A 15,197-nucleotide genomic window follows, 5' to 3' on the forward strand; every position below is an offset into this window, starting at 1 on the left:
CAAAGGACAGCGGCGCGACGCGTGCGAGCAACGGCGCGCATTCGCTTGTGGCGCCTCGCCCTACCCCAGGGCGCCTCACCGGCGGCCACAAAACAAAACGGCGGCGCGGCTTCTTACGAAGCGGCACCGCCGTCGAGGCGAAGCGAACGAAGCTTAGTGGAGCTTCTTCGGCAGCATCTGGCTGCGCAGGCGCTTGTGCAGGCGCTTCACCGCAGCCGCCTTCTTGCGCTTGCGCACGGCGGTCGGCTTTTCGTATGCCTGGCGCTCGCGCAGCTCGGCGATCAGGCCGTTCTTCTCGATGGCGCGGCGGAAGCGGCGAATCGCCACTTCGAACGGCTCGTTTTCTTTCAAAAGAATCGTCGTCATGTCGTTCCTAATTTGCTTGATACGGTCAAAAACGTAGCGGCCAAGCGCCACGCACCGGCCTTCCGGGCGTTTCCACGAACGGGCGAAACGAGCGGGTAGCGGCCTCGGAGGCCGGAAAAGAGAGGCGGAATGCACCGCGAAACGCTCGGCAACCAACACCAGGCGCCGCGTTTGACTGCCAGCAGACATGCCCTACGCATGGGCGTAAACGGCAAAGGCGTGACAGAAATCTCAATTCAGCCCGCCATCATAACAGGTAAACATCGGCTCGACCACTAGTTTACCGCTTTCTGATCGAAAACCCGCGTCCGCGCCGCTGCGCGGCCCGCCGGACGGCGCCTCCAGCCGCGTACGCGAACGGGAGCATCCAACGTTTGCTCACCGAACGATCAGCGCAAATCGGCACGATCGGCACAAAAATTCGGGCCGAATCTCACTATGTCCCTCAAGTTTTTTTTGCATGCGCCGAAATCCAGCACAAGGCGGCCGGCAAAGAACGAGTGCTTCCGCCCACGCCAATAGTGGCATTGATGGGCTATACGGCTCAATTAGGAGATTTTCATGCTCGGAATCAACAGCAACATCAACTCGTTGGTCGCGCAACAGAACCTCAACGGCTCGCAAAGCGCCCTGTCCCAGGCGATCACCCGCCTGTCGTCGGGCAAGCGCATCAACAGCGCAGCGGACGACGCAGCCGGCCTCGCGATCGCCACCCGGATGCAAACGCAGATCAACGGCCTGAACCAGGGCGTGTCGAACGCGAACGACGGCGTGTCGATCCTGCAAACGGCATCGAGCGGCCTGTCTGCGCTGACCAACAGCCTTCAGCGTATCCGCCAGCTCGCGGTGCAAGCTTCGAACGGCCCGCTGAGCTCGAGCGACGCGGCAGCGTTGCAAAAGGAAGTTGCCGTTCAGATCGCTGAAGTGAACCGCGTCGCTTCGCAGACGAACTACAACGGCAAGAACATTCTCGACGGCTCGGCCGGCACGCTGAGCTTCCAGGTCGGTGCGAACGTCGGCCAGACGGTCAGCGTGGACCTGACGCAAAGCATGTCGGCCGCGAAGATCGGCGGCGGCATGGTTCAGTCGGGCCAGACGCTCGGCACGATCAAGGTCGCGGTCGATTCGTCCGGCGCGGCCTGGACGCCGGGAACCAGCACCGGCCAGGAAACGACGCAGATCAACGTCCTGTCGGACGGCAAGGGCGGCTTTACGTTCACCGATCAGAACAACCAGGCGCTGAGCGCCGGAGCCGTCACCTCGCTGTTCGGATCAACGACCGCCGGTACGGGCACTTCGTCTGCCCCGGCGTTCCAGACGCTGACGCTTGCCGCCGCCGGGACCAGTTCGCTGAGCGCGGCCGATCAGGCGGCCGCGACGGCAATGGTCGCGCAGATCAACGCCGTCAACCAGCCGCAGACGGTTTCGAATCTGGACATCAGCACGCAGACGGGCGCATACCAAGCGATGGTGTCGATCGACAACGCGCTCTCGACGGTGAACAACCTGCAAGCGACGCTCGGTGCGGCCCAGAACCGCTTCACCGCGATCGCGACGACGCAGCAAGCTGGCTCGAACAACCTGTCGCAGGCGCAATCGCAAATCCAGAACGCGGACTTCGCCCAGGAAACCGCGAACCTGTCGCGCGCGCAAGTGCTCCAGCAAGCCGGCATCTCGGTGCTCGCGCAAGCGAACTCGCTGCCGCAGCAAGTGCTGAAGCTCCTGCAATAACGTGTACCGAACGACGGGCCGCGCTGTCCGGCGGCCCGCCTTTGTGCGGCGGCGCAACACCCTCGTGGCCGCCGCACGTTTTTGTTATCTGACTCTTCCGAATTTCGCGATTTTCGCCCGCCATATCCGGCGGCGAAGGGAGCCACCCGATGTCCACGCCCGTCACCAGCACGACGCAGCAGCAAACCAATTCGGCGTTGCAGCAAGCAGCGCAGTCGATCATCAGCGGCTCGACGGGCAACTCGTCGATGGACGTCAACTCGCTCGTCACCGCGCTCGTCAACGCGAAGACGGCGGGACAAACCGCGGCGCTGTCGACGGCGGTCTCCACCGACCAGACGACGCTTTCCGCGCTCGGCACGCTGAAGGCCGCGCTCACCGCGCTGCAAGCGGGGATCGGCTCGCTCAGCGACGGCACGCTCACCCAGAAATTCACCGCCACGGCGACGGGCACCGGCCTCTCCGCGACGACGGGCGCGGGCGCGGTGGCCGGCAGCTATTCGGTCGCCGTCACGCAGATCGCCACGTCGCAGACGCTGTCTTCCGGCGCATTCAATGCGACGCAGCAGCTCGGCACCGGCACGCTGACGCTGAGCGTCGGCGGCAAATCGACGTCGATCTCGATCGATTCGACGAACAACACGCTTTCCGGCATCGCCGCCGCGATCAACTCCGCGTCGAACAACCCCGGCGTGACGGCGACGATCGTCACGGGCACCGACGGCGCGCACCTCGTGCTGCGCTCGGCGACCACGGGCGCAGCCAACGTGATCAACGTCGGCGTGAGCAACCTGTCCGGCGACAACGGGCTGTCGAGCCTCGCCGTCACGTCGACGGCGAGCACGACGGGCGGCCAGTCGACGATCCAGTCGGGCGGTAGCGTCGCATGGACGCAAAGCACCTCCGCTCAGGACGCCGAATTCACGGTGGGCGGTATCGCCGCGTCGAGCGCGAGCAACGCGGTGTCGGGCGCAATCGCCGGCGTCACGCTGAACCTCACGCAAGCCGCCGTCGGCACCACGCAGACGCTCAACGTCTCCACCGACACGACCGCGCAGGCCGCCGCGATCACGAACGTCGTCAACCTGTACAACACGGTCGTCACGACGATGTCGTCGCTATCGTCGCTGTCGGGCGCGGGCACCAGCTCGCAAAGCGCGGGGCCGCTCCTTGGCGACTCCACGCTCAACATGATCCGCAACTCGCTCGCGCGCGTGGTCGGCGCGGGCGTCACGACGGGCGGCTCGACCGTGTCGCTCGCGTCGATCGGCATCACGTTCGCCGACGGCTCGTCGTCCGCGCAAACGGACGGCACGCTGACCATCGATACGGCGAAGCTCAACGCGGCGCTGCAAAACAGCCCGTCGACCGTCGCCGCCCTCTTCAACTCGACGAACGGCGTCGGCGCGACGCTCAACAGCACGATTCAGAACTACGTGCAGACGGGCGGCGTCTTCGATACGCGCTCGAACGCGCTCAACCAGGACCTGAAGAGCCTCGCGCAGCAGCAGACGCAACTTGCATCGTACGCGTCGCAGTTGACGTCGCAATACAACGCGCAGTTCACCGCGCTCAACACGCTGATGGCGCAGATGAACAGCAACTCGAACTACCTGACGCAACTGTTCGGCGGCAGCAACAGCTCGGGCGCGATGGCGAACAACAAGTAACGAATCGAATGCGATGGAGAAGCCTGATATGGATCAGATGTCGTTGATCGAACACGTGCTGTCGATCACCCGCGAAATCGATCACGCGGTGCAGATGGCCGACTGGACCGAAGCCGCGCGCCTGACCGAAGAGCGCTCGCCGTATCTGATGTCGATCTCGGCCGAGCAGACGCCCGCGTCGCTCGCGCTCGTGCGCCAAATCCAGGCGATCGACACGGCGCTCCTCGCGAACGCGAAGGCGGCGCAGGCCGAGCTGCAGGTTGAATACCGCGCCGCGATGGACCGGTTGGGCAAGGCGGGCGCCTATCAGGCGGCCGCGCAATTCTGAGCCTCAGGATTCCCCCCACACAACAATAAATCACGCGTTTCGACGCGTGCTCGTTCTACTCCCACCCGCCGCAAGGCGGGTTTTTTTTAAGGCGTGCGTACGCACGCGATTCGCCAGTCGGCAATCGCTTCCGGCTTGGAATCGCGCCGCGCAGCCCGATTGAGCCAGCAGATCGCACTCGCTCAACAAAGCGAACTCGCTCATCGTGGCGATGACAAGTTCAGGCGCGCTGCCAGCATGGCAAATCAGCATTAGCCAGTTCAGTTCGCAGTTTTGCGGCCCGCTCACGCGGGTCGCGTCAGGCCGGCAGCGCGTCACCCGCTCAAACTTCGTCGGAGTGAATTTCATCGCCCGACGCCGTAGCGTCTCGCGGATGAGACAGGCACATCAGCTCAGTTAGCCGTTTGAATGAGCAGAGTCGCCTGCCCCGTGTTGTCGCCACAAGCGTCGTCACTGACATAGGCAATATATGTCGAGGTATTCCCAGGGACGTCGACGACCGTTGGCTGGGTAATGGTGGTGCCCCATCGGTTATTTCCAAACCCGCCTTGCAGCATCACGGAATTGATCAAGCAGCCGTTGGTCAGTACGCCAGCGGAGCACCTCATATTGTTTGAGCCAATCGAAATGACATATCTTCCCGGTGCAAGCGTGAGCAGTGCTGGCGTGCCGCCAGAAACATTGCTAGTGTTCGAAAGACAATTGCGCTTCGCATCGACCACAACGGTGGCCGATGCTTCGCAGACGAAAGGAATGATGGACGCAAGCACGCCTGCGACAATTTTTTTGCGCATAAATGAGTTCTCTCATGAAATATTCAAGTTAATAAAAATGGACCGCAGCCCATGCACGACACATGAGAAAGCAAACACAGCATCGGCCTTCGTCATGCGTCAGGGCAATTCAGATGAAGAAATTTTCGTTACACCAGATGGAATCGAGAGTTCGTGGTAGTAACTTCCGCCCGGGATGGAATTGGCATAGCCATCGAGCGTGACTGTTCTATAGAGTTCCCAATTCGCCATTGCGGAACAGGAAGCCGAGGCCGTCATTGCGCCGATCAGCAGCTTCATTCGATTACGCATATACCCACGCAATAGCTCGTTGTCGAATCAGAAATACGCTGAACCTCCAACCCGCGCAGATGATTTAACGACCTCAATATTGAAAAATTGAGCGTGCTTCTCACGACCGGCGAACGCTGTTGACGCGGAACAACGAATGACGAAAGGCAACCGCTTGACAAACCTTCCGCCGGCGTGGATCACTGACACCTTTCGCAACGCGAAGGCCCCCCCATGACCGCCGCAACCTGGCTCGCCTTCGCCGGCGCGAGCATCGTCCTCCTGATGATTCCCGGCCCGACGATCCTGCTCGTGATCGGCGATTCGCTCGCGAACCGCAACCGCTCGTCGTGGAGCACCGTCGCCGGCGTCGCGGCGGGCGACACCACCGCGATGACGATCTCGCTCGCCGGCGCGGGCGCCTTGCTCGCGATGTCGGCGGCCGCGTTCACCGCGCTCAAGCTCGTCGGCGGCGGCTATCTGATCTATCTCGGGATTCGTTCGATCCTGCACGCGCGCCGCGTCGGCGCGACGGAAGTCAGCGTCGAGCGCCACTCGGCGAAGCGGCGCTTCCTGTCCGCGTGGGCCGTCACCGCGCTGAATCCGAAGAGCATCGTGTTCTTCGTCGCGTTCGTTCCGCAGTTCATCTCGCCGCACGAGACGTTCGCGCGGCAATGCGCAGTCCTGCTGCCGACCTTCGTCTGCCTCGCGTCGATCAACGCGGCCTGCTATGCGCGCATCGCGCGTTTCGCCGCCGCACGGCTGACGGGCGCAGCCGCGCAGCGGCGCTTCGGCTACGGCGGCGGCACCGCGCTGATCGGCGCGGGCGCGTTGACGCTCGGGATGTCGCGAAGCTGACGCTTCGCATGTGGCGTGCCGTTCGCAGCCGGATTTCCGCTGAACGTCAGCCGAGATCGAGCGCCGCGGTCAGATCGCCCGGCGGCTGCGCGTCGCGCGCCGCGAACGCGCGCTCGCGCGCGAGCACGCCGTCGAGCGGCACGAGCCCGTGCACGCGCGAGATGAAGCGCAGGATCGAGTTCGTGTCGTACAGCGTGTGATCGACGTAGCCCTTCTTCGCGAACGGCGAGATCACCATCGCGGGAATCCGCGAGCCCGGCCCCCAGCGGTCGCCCTTCGGCGGCGACACCGGGTCCCACCAGCCGCCGTTCTCGTCGACCGTCAGGATCACGACCGTGTGCGCCCACTGCGGGCCGCGCATGATGTGGTCGATCACCGTCGCGATGTGCCGATCGCCCGACTCGACGTCCGCGTAGCCCGCGTGCATGTTCAGGTTGCCCTGCGGCTTGTAGAACGTGACGGTCGGCAGGCGGCCCGCGTCGATGTCGGCGATCAGGTGGTTCGTCGACGGATCGTCGCCGAGGCCCGCGTCGCGCAGGTGGCGCCGCCGCGCGTCAGTGCCCGGCGCGTAGTTCGCGAAGTAGTTGAACGGCTGATGGTGATACTGAAAGTCCGGCACCGGGCCCGTGTCGCGATGCTCGAGCGCGTACTGCCACGCGCCGCCGTACCACGCCCAGTCGACGCCCTTCTCCGACAGGCGATCGCCGATCGTCGCGTAATGCTGCGGCGGCAGCACGCGCGGGTTCGACGGGTCCGCATACGCCGGGTTGCCGTCGGCGGGCGGCCGCGCGCTGCTCGGCTGATACGGCGGCGCCATCGTGTTCACCGCGTAGCCGTCCGGCGTGAAGAGGCCGTCGTTCTCGAATTTCGGCGGGCCGTCGAGCGCCGACGCGGGCGAATCCGCCGCGAGCTTCAGCCGCGCGCCGGCCGGATCGTCGCCTTCGACAATGGATACGAGATGCTTCGCCGGGCTCGTGTGCACGTCCGGATAGAGCGGCGCCTGCGCGGAGATCAGGAAGATGTGGTTCAGCCACGAGCCGCCGAACGCGGCCATGAAGAAGTTGTCGCAGAGCGTGTACCGGCGCGCGAGATTCCAGAGCCGCAGCGTTTCGGCCGAATTGCGGTAATGCCCCATCACGAGCCCGCCCGAATCGGCCCACGCGGCGAATTGATCGTTGCGGCCGCCGTTGATCTGCATCTGGTTCTGATAGAAGCGGTGCCACAAATCGCGCGTGATCACGCCGTTCGGCAACGGCTTGCCTTGCGCGTCGGGAATCACGAACGGCGCGTTCGGCAGCCCGGTGATGTCGTGCTCGCCGATCATGTAGCGCTTGCCGTCGACGACCTGCGCCTGCGGCACGAGGCCGCCCCAGATTCTCGGCAGCGTCGGCAGCGGCGTCCTGCCGTCGCGGTCGAACTGCGCGTAGCGTTCGGGCGATACCGCGCCAAGCGGCTGCTGCACGCCGGGGAAGTCGCCGAACAGGTTCGCGAAGCTGCGGTTCTCCGCATAGATCACCACGATGTTGCGCACTTCGCGGCGCAGCGCGGCGTCGAGCCGCAGATCGGCCGCCGAGCGCGGCGCGGCGGTCTCGCAGCCGGCGAGCGCGACGCTCGCGCCGAGCGCGGCGATGCCGCCGAGCACGCGGCGGCGGTCGGGGTCCTCGGGAAGGTCGGTCGACGGGGGATGCTTGTCAGTCACTTCTGCTCCTCGATCTTCTGGTTGGTCGTGCGGTCCATCAATGTCCGCCGATTGGCCGAATCGGCCTGGCCGCGCATTGTCACGAAAACGCCACAATCGCGACTATAGCGTGCCGCTCGCACGAAACCTTGCTTGATCGATGCATGAACAGAAAAACGAAACATCGATGCGCGATGTCGCGGCAAGCGCGGACCGAGCCGGCGCCGTCGCTCCAAAGAAAAACGGCCCGGGCCGGGCCGTTTTGAGTCGATCGCTCGAAACCTTCGCTCAATCGGTTCCGTACTTCGGCGAATGCGGGCCGTACAGCAGGCCGTTCGGCTGGCCGGCGGACAGCATCCGGCCGCTCGTGAGCCCCGCCACGTCGACCGCGTCGTCGCTCAGCGTGTGCGCGATCTGCTTGACGGCCGCCTGCGCGAGCGTCGCGATCAACCCGAAGCCGCTGAAATCCACGTTGGAGCCGAGTTCCTTGCCGGTCGCGCGCCCGCTGCCCTGCCACAGCAGGTCGCCCGTGCGCAGATCGACGAGCTTCGCGGACGCCGACACGACCGTCGTGCTGTCGAGCACCGTGTAGGCGGAGCCGTACTGCGTGACCGTCGTGTACAGCGCCGCGTCCGCGCCGAAGATGTCGCGCAGCTTCGCGGGCGAAACGGTCTGGATGTCGGCGGCGTTCGTCAGGCCGTTCTGCTTGAACGTCTCTTCCATCACGGCGACGGGCACGACGTAGTAGCCCGCTTCGGCGACGGGCCGCGTCATCTGCGACAGCAAGCCGTACGTCGCCTTCACGTCCGACGTGTCGTTCTGCGGCGGCAGCAGCAGGATCGCGCGCGGCTGGCTCTTCTTGAACGCCGTGTAGTCGACGTGCTTCGCGGGCGCCGCGCACGCGGCGAGCAGCGCCAGCACGGACGCGGCCGACAGGAGTCTTGCGGAAATGAACTTGAACATGGCAGCCCTTATTGTTGTTGTGCTTGTACTTGCGTTTGCGCCGGCGCTTGCGGCTTCGATTGCGGCGCCGCGGCTTTCTTCTTCAACAGGAAATCCATGAACGGCGACGATTCGGGAAACGACGCCTTCTCGGCCTGGAACGCCTGCTCGGCCTGCTGCTCCTTGCCGACGCTCGCGTACAGCATGCCGAGATGCGCCTCGAAGCCGGGCGGCGGACGGTTGCCCTTCGCGCGAATCTGCTGCAGCGCCTTCTCGAGCGCGTCGATCTGGTCTTCGGGGCTCTTTTGCCCCTTGAAGTATTCGTAGACTTGCGGCTGATAGCCGTCCCATTGATAGAGCGGCTTCGGCTGATTCGCCGCGCAGCCTGCGAGCAGCACGCCCGCGGCCGCGGCCGGCAGCCAGACTCCCGTCTTGAAGGTCTTCTTCATTGTTGTCGTTGTCGATGGAAACGATGGATGAACGAATTCGTCCGCGCCGTGCGGCGCGCTTACTTGCCTGACGCGAGCGCGCCCGCGTCGACCTGCTCGACGAGGTGATTGACCGCGTCCTGGATCGCGAGGTCGAGCACCTTGCCGTTGAGCGTCGAGTCATAGCCGGCCGTGCCGCCGAAGCCGATGATCTCGCGGTTCGACAGGCTGTATTCGCCCGCGCCCTGGCTCGACAGCACGACTTCCGACGTCGTCGTGTCGACGATGTTCAGGTTCACCTTCGCGTATGCGATCTGGCTCTTGCCGCGGCCGAGAATGCCGAACAGTTGCTGATCGCCGACTTCCTTGCGGCCGAACTCGGTGACGTCGCCCGTCACGACATAGTTCGCGCCCTTCACCGCCTGCGCCTTCTTCATGAACGCGGCTTCCTGCTTGATCTCGTCGAGGTTCTCGCGATCGAGCACGTTGAAGCGGCGGCTCTGCTGGAGCTGCGTGACGAGGATCGTCTTCGCCTGGCCGCCCAGGCGGTCGACGCCGTCGGTGAAGATGCCGCGCATGTAGCTCGAACGGTTGTCGAACTTGCCGACCGCGATGCCGACCGGCTTGCCCGCGAACGGCTTCTGCGCGCTCGCCGACGCGGGCACGGGCAGCGTGCGCGACGCCTCGGTCGCGCAACCGCTCAATGCGACGATGGCCGATGCCGCGAGGCACGCCAGAACTGTCTTCGAAGTTTTCAAACGATGGTCCCTCCTTGGAGATCGCTAAACATGCCGTGTCGACGGCGTCGCATCGCGCAAGCAACACGCGATGCGACGCCGTACGTCAGATGAGGAATCGAATGGGAGGCGCGAATGACGCGAATGGAGCGGATTCGCGCGCGGCGGCCGGCGGTTGCGGCCGCGCGCCGGCGCGTCCGTGCGGGCGCGCGACGCGGCGTCGCGTGCGGCCTGACGGCGCCGAGCCCGCACGCGCGACGCGAGGATTCGATGCGGCCGCAACCTTTCGCCGCCCCCCGATGCCTGAACGAAGCCAGGCGCAAACTTTTCTTATGTGCTGCCACTAAGCTCTCACAACACGCGATTATTGTCGTAGTGCGCAACGATAACGGCAACCATGCACGCGCGACAACAAAAAAGTGCCGAATGTCGAGCGACCGCAACAGCACGCGCCTGTCGCGCATTTCGCCGATGCGATTCGATCCGTACATTTCGCGATGTCGACCGTGCAGACCCACTTGGCACGCGCAGACCGCACGAATTCGCCATTCGACGGGCGCCGCCCCCTGGGCAACGGCGACGGCCGCCTGTACGCTCGATTTCGACAAACGGCCGAGATGGGGTGGTGCGACAATTTCCCCATCCCGCACTCGAAAGCGGCAATCCACACGATTGCCGCCGATTGCTTCGGCACGCGCATCGATTGCGCGCGTTCACCGAATTCCCTTAACCGATTCATTGCCAAGCGACCTTATCGACATGCCTTTCGTCACTATCGATGGCCAACCCCTGCACTATCAGATCAGGGGCTCCGGCGCGCCCGTGCTGTTCGGGCACAGCTACCTGTGGGATTCGTCGATGTGGGAGCCGCAGCTCGAAGCGCTCTCGAAGTCGTATCGCGTGATCGCGCCGGACCTGTGGGGACATGGCCAATCCGGCCCGCTGCCCGACGGCACGAACGACCTCGACGATCTTGCGATGCAGATGTGCGCGCTCCTCGATCATCTCGGCATCGACACCTGCTCGATCGTCGGGCTGTCGGTGGGCGGCATGTGGGCGGTGCCGCTCGCGCATCGCGCGCCGCAACGGATCGACCGTCTCGTGCTGATGGACACCTACGTCGGCGTCGAGCCCGACGCGACGCGCAACAAATATTTCCAGATGCTCGCGGCCATCGACGCGCAAGGCGCGATTCCCGCGCCGCTGCTCGACGCGATCGTGCCGATCTTCTTCCGCCCCGGCATCGATCTCGCGAGCGAGCTGCCTGCGGGCTTCCGGCGCGCGCTGCAGGCGTTCACGGCCGAAAGGCTGCGCGACTCGGTGATTCCGCTCGGCAAGATCACGTTCGGCCGCGAAGACGCGCGCGCGAAACTCAGCGCGCTGCCGGCTGAGCGCACGCTCGTGATGTGCGGCGCGAACGACGTCGCGCGGCCGCCCGAGGAAGCCGACGAAATCGCGGCGCTGATCGGCAGCGAAAAGGTGTTCGTGCCGAAAGCCGGGCATATTTCGAATCTCGAGAATCCGGCATTCGTCACGCAGGCGTTGATCGATTGGCTCGCGCGCGGCGGCGACTGAACCCGATGCGCTGCACCGCGGCTCGTTCGTCTCCGGGCGCATGCGACATGCCGAACCCGACGATGCCGGGCGACGCGTCGGCGCCGCTGAAAAAATGCGTCGCGCGCCGCCCCGAGGAATCGGATCACGCAACCTTGAACTTCCCGACCGCCTCGGCGAGTTCGACCGCCTGAGTCTGCAGCGCCGAAGCGGCCGCGGCCGACTGCTCGACGAGCGCCGCGTTCTGCTGAACCATCTCGTCGAGCTGCGCCACCGCGCGATTCACTTCCTGGATGCCGCGCGTCTGCTCGTCGGCGGCGTTCGAGATCTCGCGCATGATCGTCGTCACGTTCGAAACCGTGCCGACGATGTCGTTCATCGTCTGCCCCGCCTGCTGGACGAGCGTCGCGCCCGTCGCGACGCTCGACACGCTCGAGTCGATCAGCGCCTTGATCTCCTTCGCCGCCTGCGCGCTGCGCTGCGCGAGCGAGCGCACCTCGCCCGCGACGACCGCGAAGCCGCGCCCCTCCTCGCCCGCGCGCGCCGCCTCGACGGCCGCGTTCAGCGCGAGGATGTTGGTCTGAAACGCGATGCCGTCGATCACGCCGATGATGTCGCTGATCTTGCCGGACGCGCCCTCGATCTCGTGCATTGTCGACACGACGTCGGACACGACCGTGCCGCCGCGCGACGCGACGCTCGCCGCGTTCGTCGCGATGTCGTTGGCCTGGCGCGCGGCGCCCGCCGACTGCGTGACCGTCGACGTGATCTCCTCGATCGACGCGGCCGTCTGCTCCAGGCTCGCCGCCGCCGATTCCGTGCGCCGCGACAGATCGTGATTGCCCGACGCGATCTCGCCCGCCGCATGCCGCACCGAATCGCTCGCGTCGCGGATCACGCGCATCACGTCCTGCAGCTTGCCGACGAACGCGTTGAACGAGCGCGCGATCTGCGCCACTTCGTCGCGGCCGGCATCGGGCAGGCGCTGCGTCAGATCTCCCGTGCCCGAGCCGATCGATTCCATTGCGTCGCGAATGCGCGCGAGCCCCCGGAACGCGACGCCCGTGATCGCGCCGACGATCAGCGCGGCGGCGGCGACGAGCGCGACGAGCGTGCCGATCGACACGAGCAGCAGCGAATGCATGCCGGCCATCGCATCGGATTTGTCGAGCGCGACGACAGTCAGCCAGTCGGTGCCCGGCACCGCGCGCGCGCGCATCAGCTTCGCCGCGCCCGCGACGTGCGCGTCGATCGGCGCGGCGTTCTCGTCGGACGACGACGCGGCGAGCGCGTCGATGCTCAGGTCGTCCGCGAGATCGGTGACGGGCTTGAGGGTGAGCTTCGGATCGGCATGCGCGACGATGTGGCCGCCGCGGTCGACGAGCATCCCGAAGCTGCCGGGCGTCGGATGGATCGCCTTGACGTTCGCGATCACGCTGTCCATCGCGACGTCGCCGGACACGACGCCCTTCAGCGCGCCGTCGCGCACGATCGGCGCGGCGAACGCGACGACGAGCTTGCCCGTGCCGACGTCGACGTAAGGCGGCGTGACGACCGGCTTGCCCGCCTGCGCAGCCTGCTTGTACCACGGGCGGCCGGTCGGATCGTAGTCGGGCGGAATGCCGGTCGGGTCCGAGAATTTCGCGGTCTTGTCCGCGTAGCCGACATAGACGTTCGTGAATCCGCCGGCGGCGGCGATCTGCTTGAGCGAAGGGATCGGGTCGGGCGAGATCGCGGCGTCTTCGACCGACACGATCATCTGCGTCTTCGACGCAACCCAGTCGGCGATGCCGGTTTCGTGGCCGGTCAGCACCGCGCTGAGGTTCTGGCTGATGGACTCGCGGTTGTAGCGATTGGCGACGAAATAGTTGAGCGCCGTGTTGATGACGAGCGAACCGATGACGATGGCAAGGCACGCGACGAGAATGCGGGACCGGATCGAGGAGAGCATGAGGAGCGGTGGGTGTGGAGCGGACCTATTGGTTTACGGCTGCGGGAACGGGCGACTTGACCCGAGGAAGGCGCGGCGTCAGGGTTTTTGCTCTAGGGTTTACGCGAAGTGCGCGAGCGTTTTTGTCTGATGTGATGCGACGCCTTTGCCGGCACCGGCCTCCGGCGGGCGGCGGGCGCGGCCGAAAGCGTTCGCCGGCCAACTCTCCGTTATCGCGCGGTCAACCGCGCGGCGGCGTCAGCGGAATCGACATCTCATGCCGGAACAGATTCCCCGGATCCACCGCCTGCTTCGTCGCGATCAGCCGCGCGGCCTTGTCGCCGTAGTACAGTTCGAGCCACCGCGGATCGATCTGCGCCGGATCGCGCTCGAGATACTTCATGTCGATGTCCGGGTAGTTGATGTAGCAGCCTTCGTAGCGGCCGCTCGCGTCGCGATATGGCTTGCCGCCCTGATCCGCGTGCACCGCGGAGAACAGGTCGTGCAGCCATTCGACGTGGAATGCGTCTTCGTCGGGATTCGTCCAGTAAGTCTGATACTGCGACTTCAACAGCGATTGCCGCTGACAGACCGACGTCGGATTCGCGCCTTCGTCGTTCGCGTTCACGCAGCCCCCGTACGAATCGATCTGCACGAGCGTCTGATTCAGACGCGGATCGTCCGCGGTATTCAGATATCGCCACAGCGCGTCGATCTCGGTGTCGCCGAAATTGCCGATCTGGTACGCCGACTTGTACTTGCCGCGCCGGTTCGCGCCCGAACCGTTGATCGTCTGCGTCAGATACAGCCAATCCATCTTCAGCGCGCTCCGTGTCGCGTGCGCCAGGCGCGCCCCGGCGAGCGGATGGCCGAGCGCCGGCAGATTCGGCGCGACGAACCGATCCCAGATGACAGGCATCCGGCCCGCGGCCGCATTCATCGTGTCGACGAAATCGATGAACGGCGCATCCGCCGCACCGCCGACCACGCCGTCCTTGCCCGTGTACTGGATCGCGAGCACGATCGGCCCGGTCGAGCGATGCTGCAGCTTCAGGAGCGTGAACAGCCCGCCGTTCGCGAGCGCCGGATCCGCGGCGTTCCAGTTCGCGTCGTTGCGGCTGAACCAGTCCCAGTAGGCCCGGATGAATTGGCCGAAGCTCGCCTGCGTGAAGTCCGACCAGTCGTAGGCGAGCGGCAGCCAATACGCGGTGCGCGGCGCGTCGGGCAGCGCGTTGAAATAGTAGTTCAGGATGATGCCGAAATTGCCGCCGCCTCCGCCGCGGCACGCGATGAAGAGCGCCCGGTCCGTCGGGTCGGCGCTGCCGAGATGCACGTGCTTCGCGTCGAGCGCGCCGCCGCCGGAGGCGGGCGTCAGGATGTCGACGCCCGTCAGCCAGTCGACAGTCAGCCCGTGCATGCGCGACAGCAGCCCGTACCCGCCGCCGACGATATGACCGCCCGCGCCGACCGAGTAGCACGAACCGCCGGGCAGCGTCTTGCCCGTGGTCTTGTACAGGCCGACATAGCCGTCCCAGTTCTGGCTGCCCGCTGCGACGCGAACCCGATAGCGCGCCGAGCCGGCGGCATCGAACGGCGACGCGATCTGCCCGCGCGGATCGAAATCGAAACCCGACATCAGGCCGAGATCGACGATCGCGAGCGGCCGCCCGACGTCGTCCGGCAGCCGGTTCGCGACGAAGCCTTCGTAGCAGTGCCCGCCGCTGCGCACCGTGATCCGGCAGGCTTTTGCGAGCGCGTCGCGCGACGCCTCGATCACGTCGTCCGCCGTGCGGCAGACATAGATCGCCGCCGCGCCGGCCTTGGCCGTCGGCGGCCAACGCAGGTTGAAGCCCTTTTGAAGCGTCGAATAACGAGGATCGGCACCATCGACGTACACATAGGACATCGGAA

16 protein-coding genes are annotated in these 15,197 nt (G+C 65.4%); 5 read left to right on the top strand and 11 right to left on the bottom strand.

Translation table 11 applies throughout. The features are described from left to right. Nucleotides 1-153: 153 nt before the first annotated feature. Nucleotides 154-366: a 30S ribosomal protein S21 gene (gene rpsU / locus WT16_RS16530; protein ID WP_004198205.1), complete on the bottom strand. Its 213-nt coding sequence runs from the start codon at nt 364-366 to the stop codon at nt 154-156. 561 nt (nt 367-927) lie between these two features. Between rpsU and WT16_RS16535 the strand changes: the two genes are divergently transcribed. The 3 genes from WT16_RS16535 (at nt 928) to WT16_RS16545 (ending at nt 4,095) form a co-directional block, all read left to right on the top strand. Beyond that, nucleotides 928-2,097, top strand: coding sequence for a flagellin (locus tag WT16_RS16535; protein WP_006023840.1), 1,170 nt, complete (start codon nt 928-930; stop codon nt 2,095-2,097). A 149-nt stretch (nt 2,098-2,246) separates the two neighbouring features. Further along, nucleotides 2,247-3,767, top strand: coding sequence for a flagellar filament capping protein FliD (fliD, locus tag WT16_RS16540; RefSeq protein WP_063533705.1), 1,521 nt, complete (start codon nt 2,247-2,249; stop codon nt 3,765-3,767). Between the two features lie 13 nt (nt 3,768-3,780). Continuing rightward, on the top strand, nt 3,781-4,095 hold the full coding sequence (locus WT16_RS16545; protein ID WP_041861554.1) for a flagellar protein FliT: 315 nt from the start codon (nt 3,781-3,783) through the stop codon (nt 4,093-4,095). Between the two features lie 30 nt (nt 4,096-4,125). On the opposite strand, the gene WT16_RS33740 is transcribed toward WT16_RS16545, so the two are convergent. The 3 genes from WT16_RS33740 to WT16_RS33745 form a co-directional block, all read right to left on the bottom strand. Further along, nucleotides 4,126-4,443: a hypothetical protein gene (locus WT16_RS33740; protein WP_141668095.1), complete on the bottom strand. Its 318-nt coding sequence runs from the start codon at nt 4,441-4,443 to the stop codon at nt 4,126-4,128. Between the two features lie 44 nt (nt 4,444-4,487). After that, nucleotides 4,488-4,889, bottom strand: a complete 402-nt coding sequence (locus WT16_RS16550) for a hypothetical protein (protein WP_063533706.1) — start codon at nt 4,887-4,889, stop codon at nt 4,488-4,490. A 99-nt stretch (nt 4,890-4,988) separates the two neighbouring features. Next, nucleotides 4,989-5,168, bottom strand: coding sequence for a hypothetical protein (locus tag WT16_RS33745; RefSeq protein WP_156521449.1), 180 nt, complete (start codon nt 5,166-5,168; stop codon nt 4,989-4,991). 225 nt (nt 5,169-5,393) lie between these two features. Between WT16_RS33745 and WT16_RS16555 the strand changes: the two genes are divergently transcribed. Continuing rightward, the gene (locus tag WT16_RS16555) at nt 5,394-6,017 is read left to right on the top strand and encodes a LysE family translocator (protein WP_063533707.1); all 624 of its coding nucleotides are present in this window, start codon (nt 5,394-5,396) and stop codon (nt 6,015-6,017) included. Nucleotides 6,018-6,063: 46 nt separating this feature from the next. On the opposite strand, the gene WT16_RS16560 is transcribed toward WT16_RS16555, so the two are convergent. The 5 genes from WT16_RS16560 to WT16_RS16575 all read right to left on the bottom strand — a co-directional run bounded on the left by WT16_RS16560 (nt 6,064) and on the right by WT16_RS16575 (nt 9,823). Further along, nucleotides 6,064-7,716, bottom strand: a complete 1,653-nt coding sequence (locus WT16_RS16560; protein WP_063533708.1) for an acid phosphatase — start codon at nt 7,714-7,716, stop codon at nt 6,064-6,066. Then, nucleotides 7,713-7,880 (bottom strand): hypothetical protein, encoded by a 168-nt coding sequence (locus WT16_RS31535; protein ID WP_167359282.1) that lies wholly within the window; start codon nt 7,878-7,880, stop codon nt 7,713-7,715. The genes WT16_RS16560 and WT16_RS31535 overlap by 4 nt, the downstream gene beginning before the upstream one ends. Nucleotides 7,881-7,983: 103 nt before the next feature. Next, the gene (locus WT16_RS16565) at nt 7,984-8,658 is read right to left on the bottom strand and encodes a DUF799 domain-containing protein (RefSeq protein ID WP_063533709.1); all 675 of its coding nucleotides are present in this window, start codon (nt 8,656-8,658) and stop codon (nt 7,984-7,986) included. 8 nt (nt 8,659-8,666) lie between these two features. Further along, nucleotides 8,667-9,086, bottom strand: coding sequence for a DUF4810 domain-containing protein (locus WT16_RS16570; protein ID WP_015602080.1), 420 nt, complete (start codon nt 9,084-9,086; stop codon nt 8,667-8,669). A gap of 59 nt (nt 9,087-9,145) precedes the next feature. After that, nucleotides 9,146-9,823: a CsgG/HfaB family protein gene (locus WT16_RS16575; protein WP_009913933.1), complete on the bottom strand. Its 678-nt coding sequence runs from the start codon at nt 9,821-9,823 to the stop codon at nt 9,146-9,148. A gap of 738 nt (nt 9,824-10,561) precedes the next feature. Between WT16_RS16575 and WT16_RS16580 the strand changes: the two genes are divergently transcribed. Further along, nucleotides 10,562-11,377 carry an alpha/beta fold hydrolase gene (locus WT16_RS16580; protein ID WP_063533710.1) on the top strand — a complete coding sequence of 272 codons (816 nt, stop codon included), beginning with the start codon at nt 10,562-10,564 and terminating at the stop codon, nt 11,375-11,377. Between the two features lie 124 nt (nt 11,378-11,501). Here the strand turns inward: WT16_RS16580 and WT16_RS16585 are convergent, their stop codons facing one another. Both WT16_RS16585 and WT16_RS16590 read right to left on the bottom strand, forming a co-directional pair. Beyond that, nucleotides 11,502-13,307, bottom strand: a complete 1,806-nt coding sequence (locus tag WT16_RS16585) for a methyl-accepting chemotaxis protein (RefSeq protein ID WP_015602085.1) — start codon at nt 13,305-13,307, stop codon at nt 11,502-11,504. Between the two features lie 220 nt (nt 13,308-13,527). Continuing rightward, the gene (locus WT16_RS16590; protein ID WP_059929771.1) at nt 13,528-15,192 is read right to left on the bottom strand and encodes a BBE domain-containing protein; all 1,665 of its coding nucleotides are present in this window, start codon (nt 15,190-15,192) and stop codon (nt 13,528-13,530) included. Nucleotides 15,193-15,197 lie beyond the last annotated feature (5 nt).

The organism is Burkholderia sp. MSMB1589WGS (genome assembly GCF_001636105.1).
Taxonomy (GTDB): domain Bacteria; phylum Pseudomonadota; class Gammaproteobacteria; order Burkholderiales; family Burkholderiaceae; genus Burkholderia; species Burkholderia humptydooensis.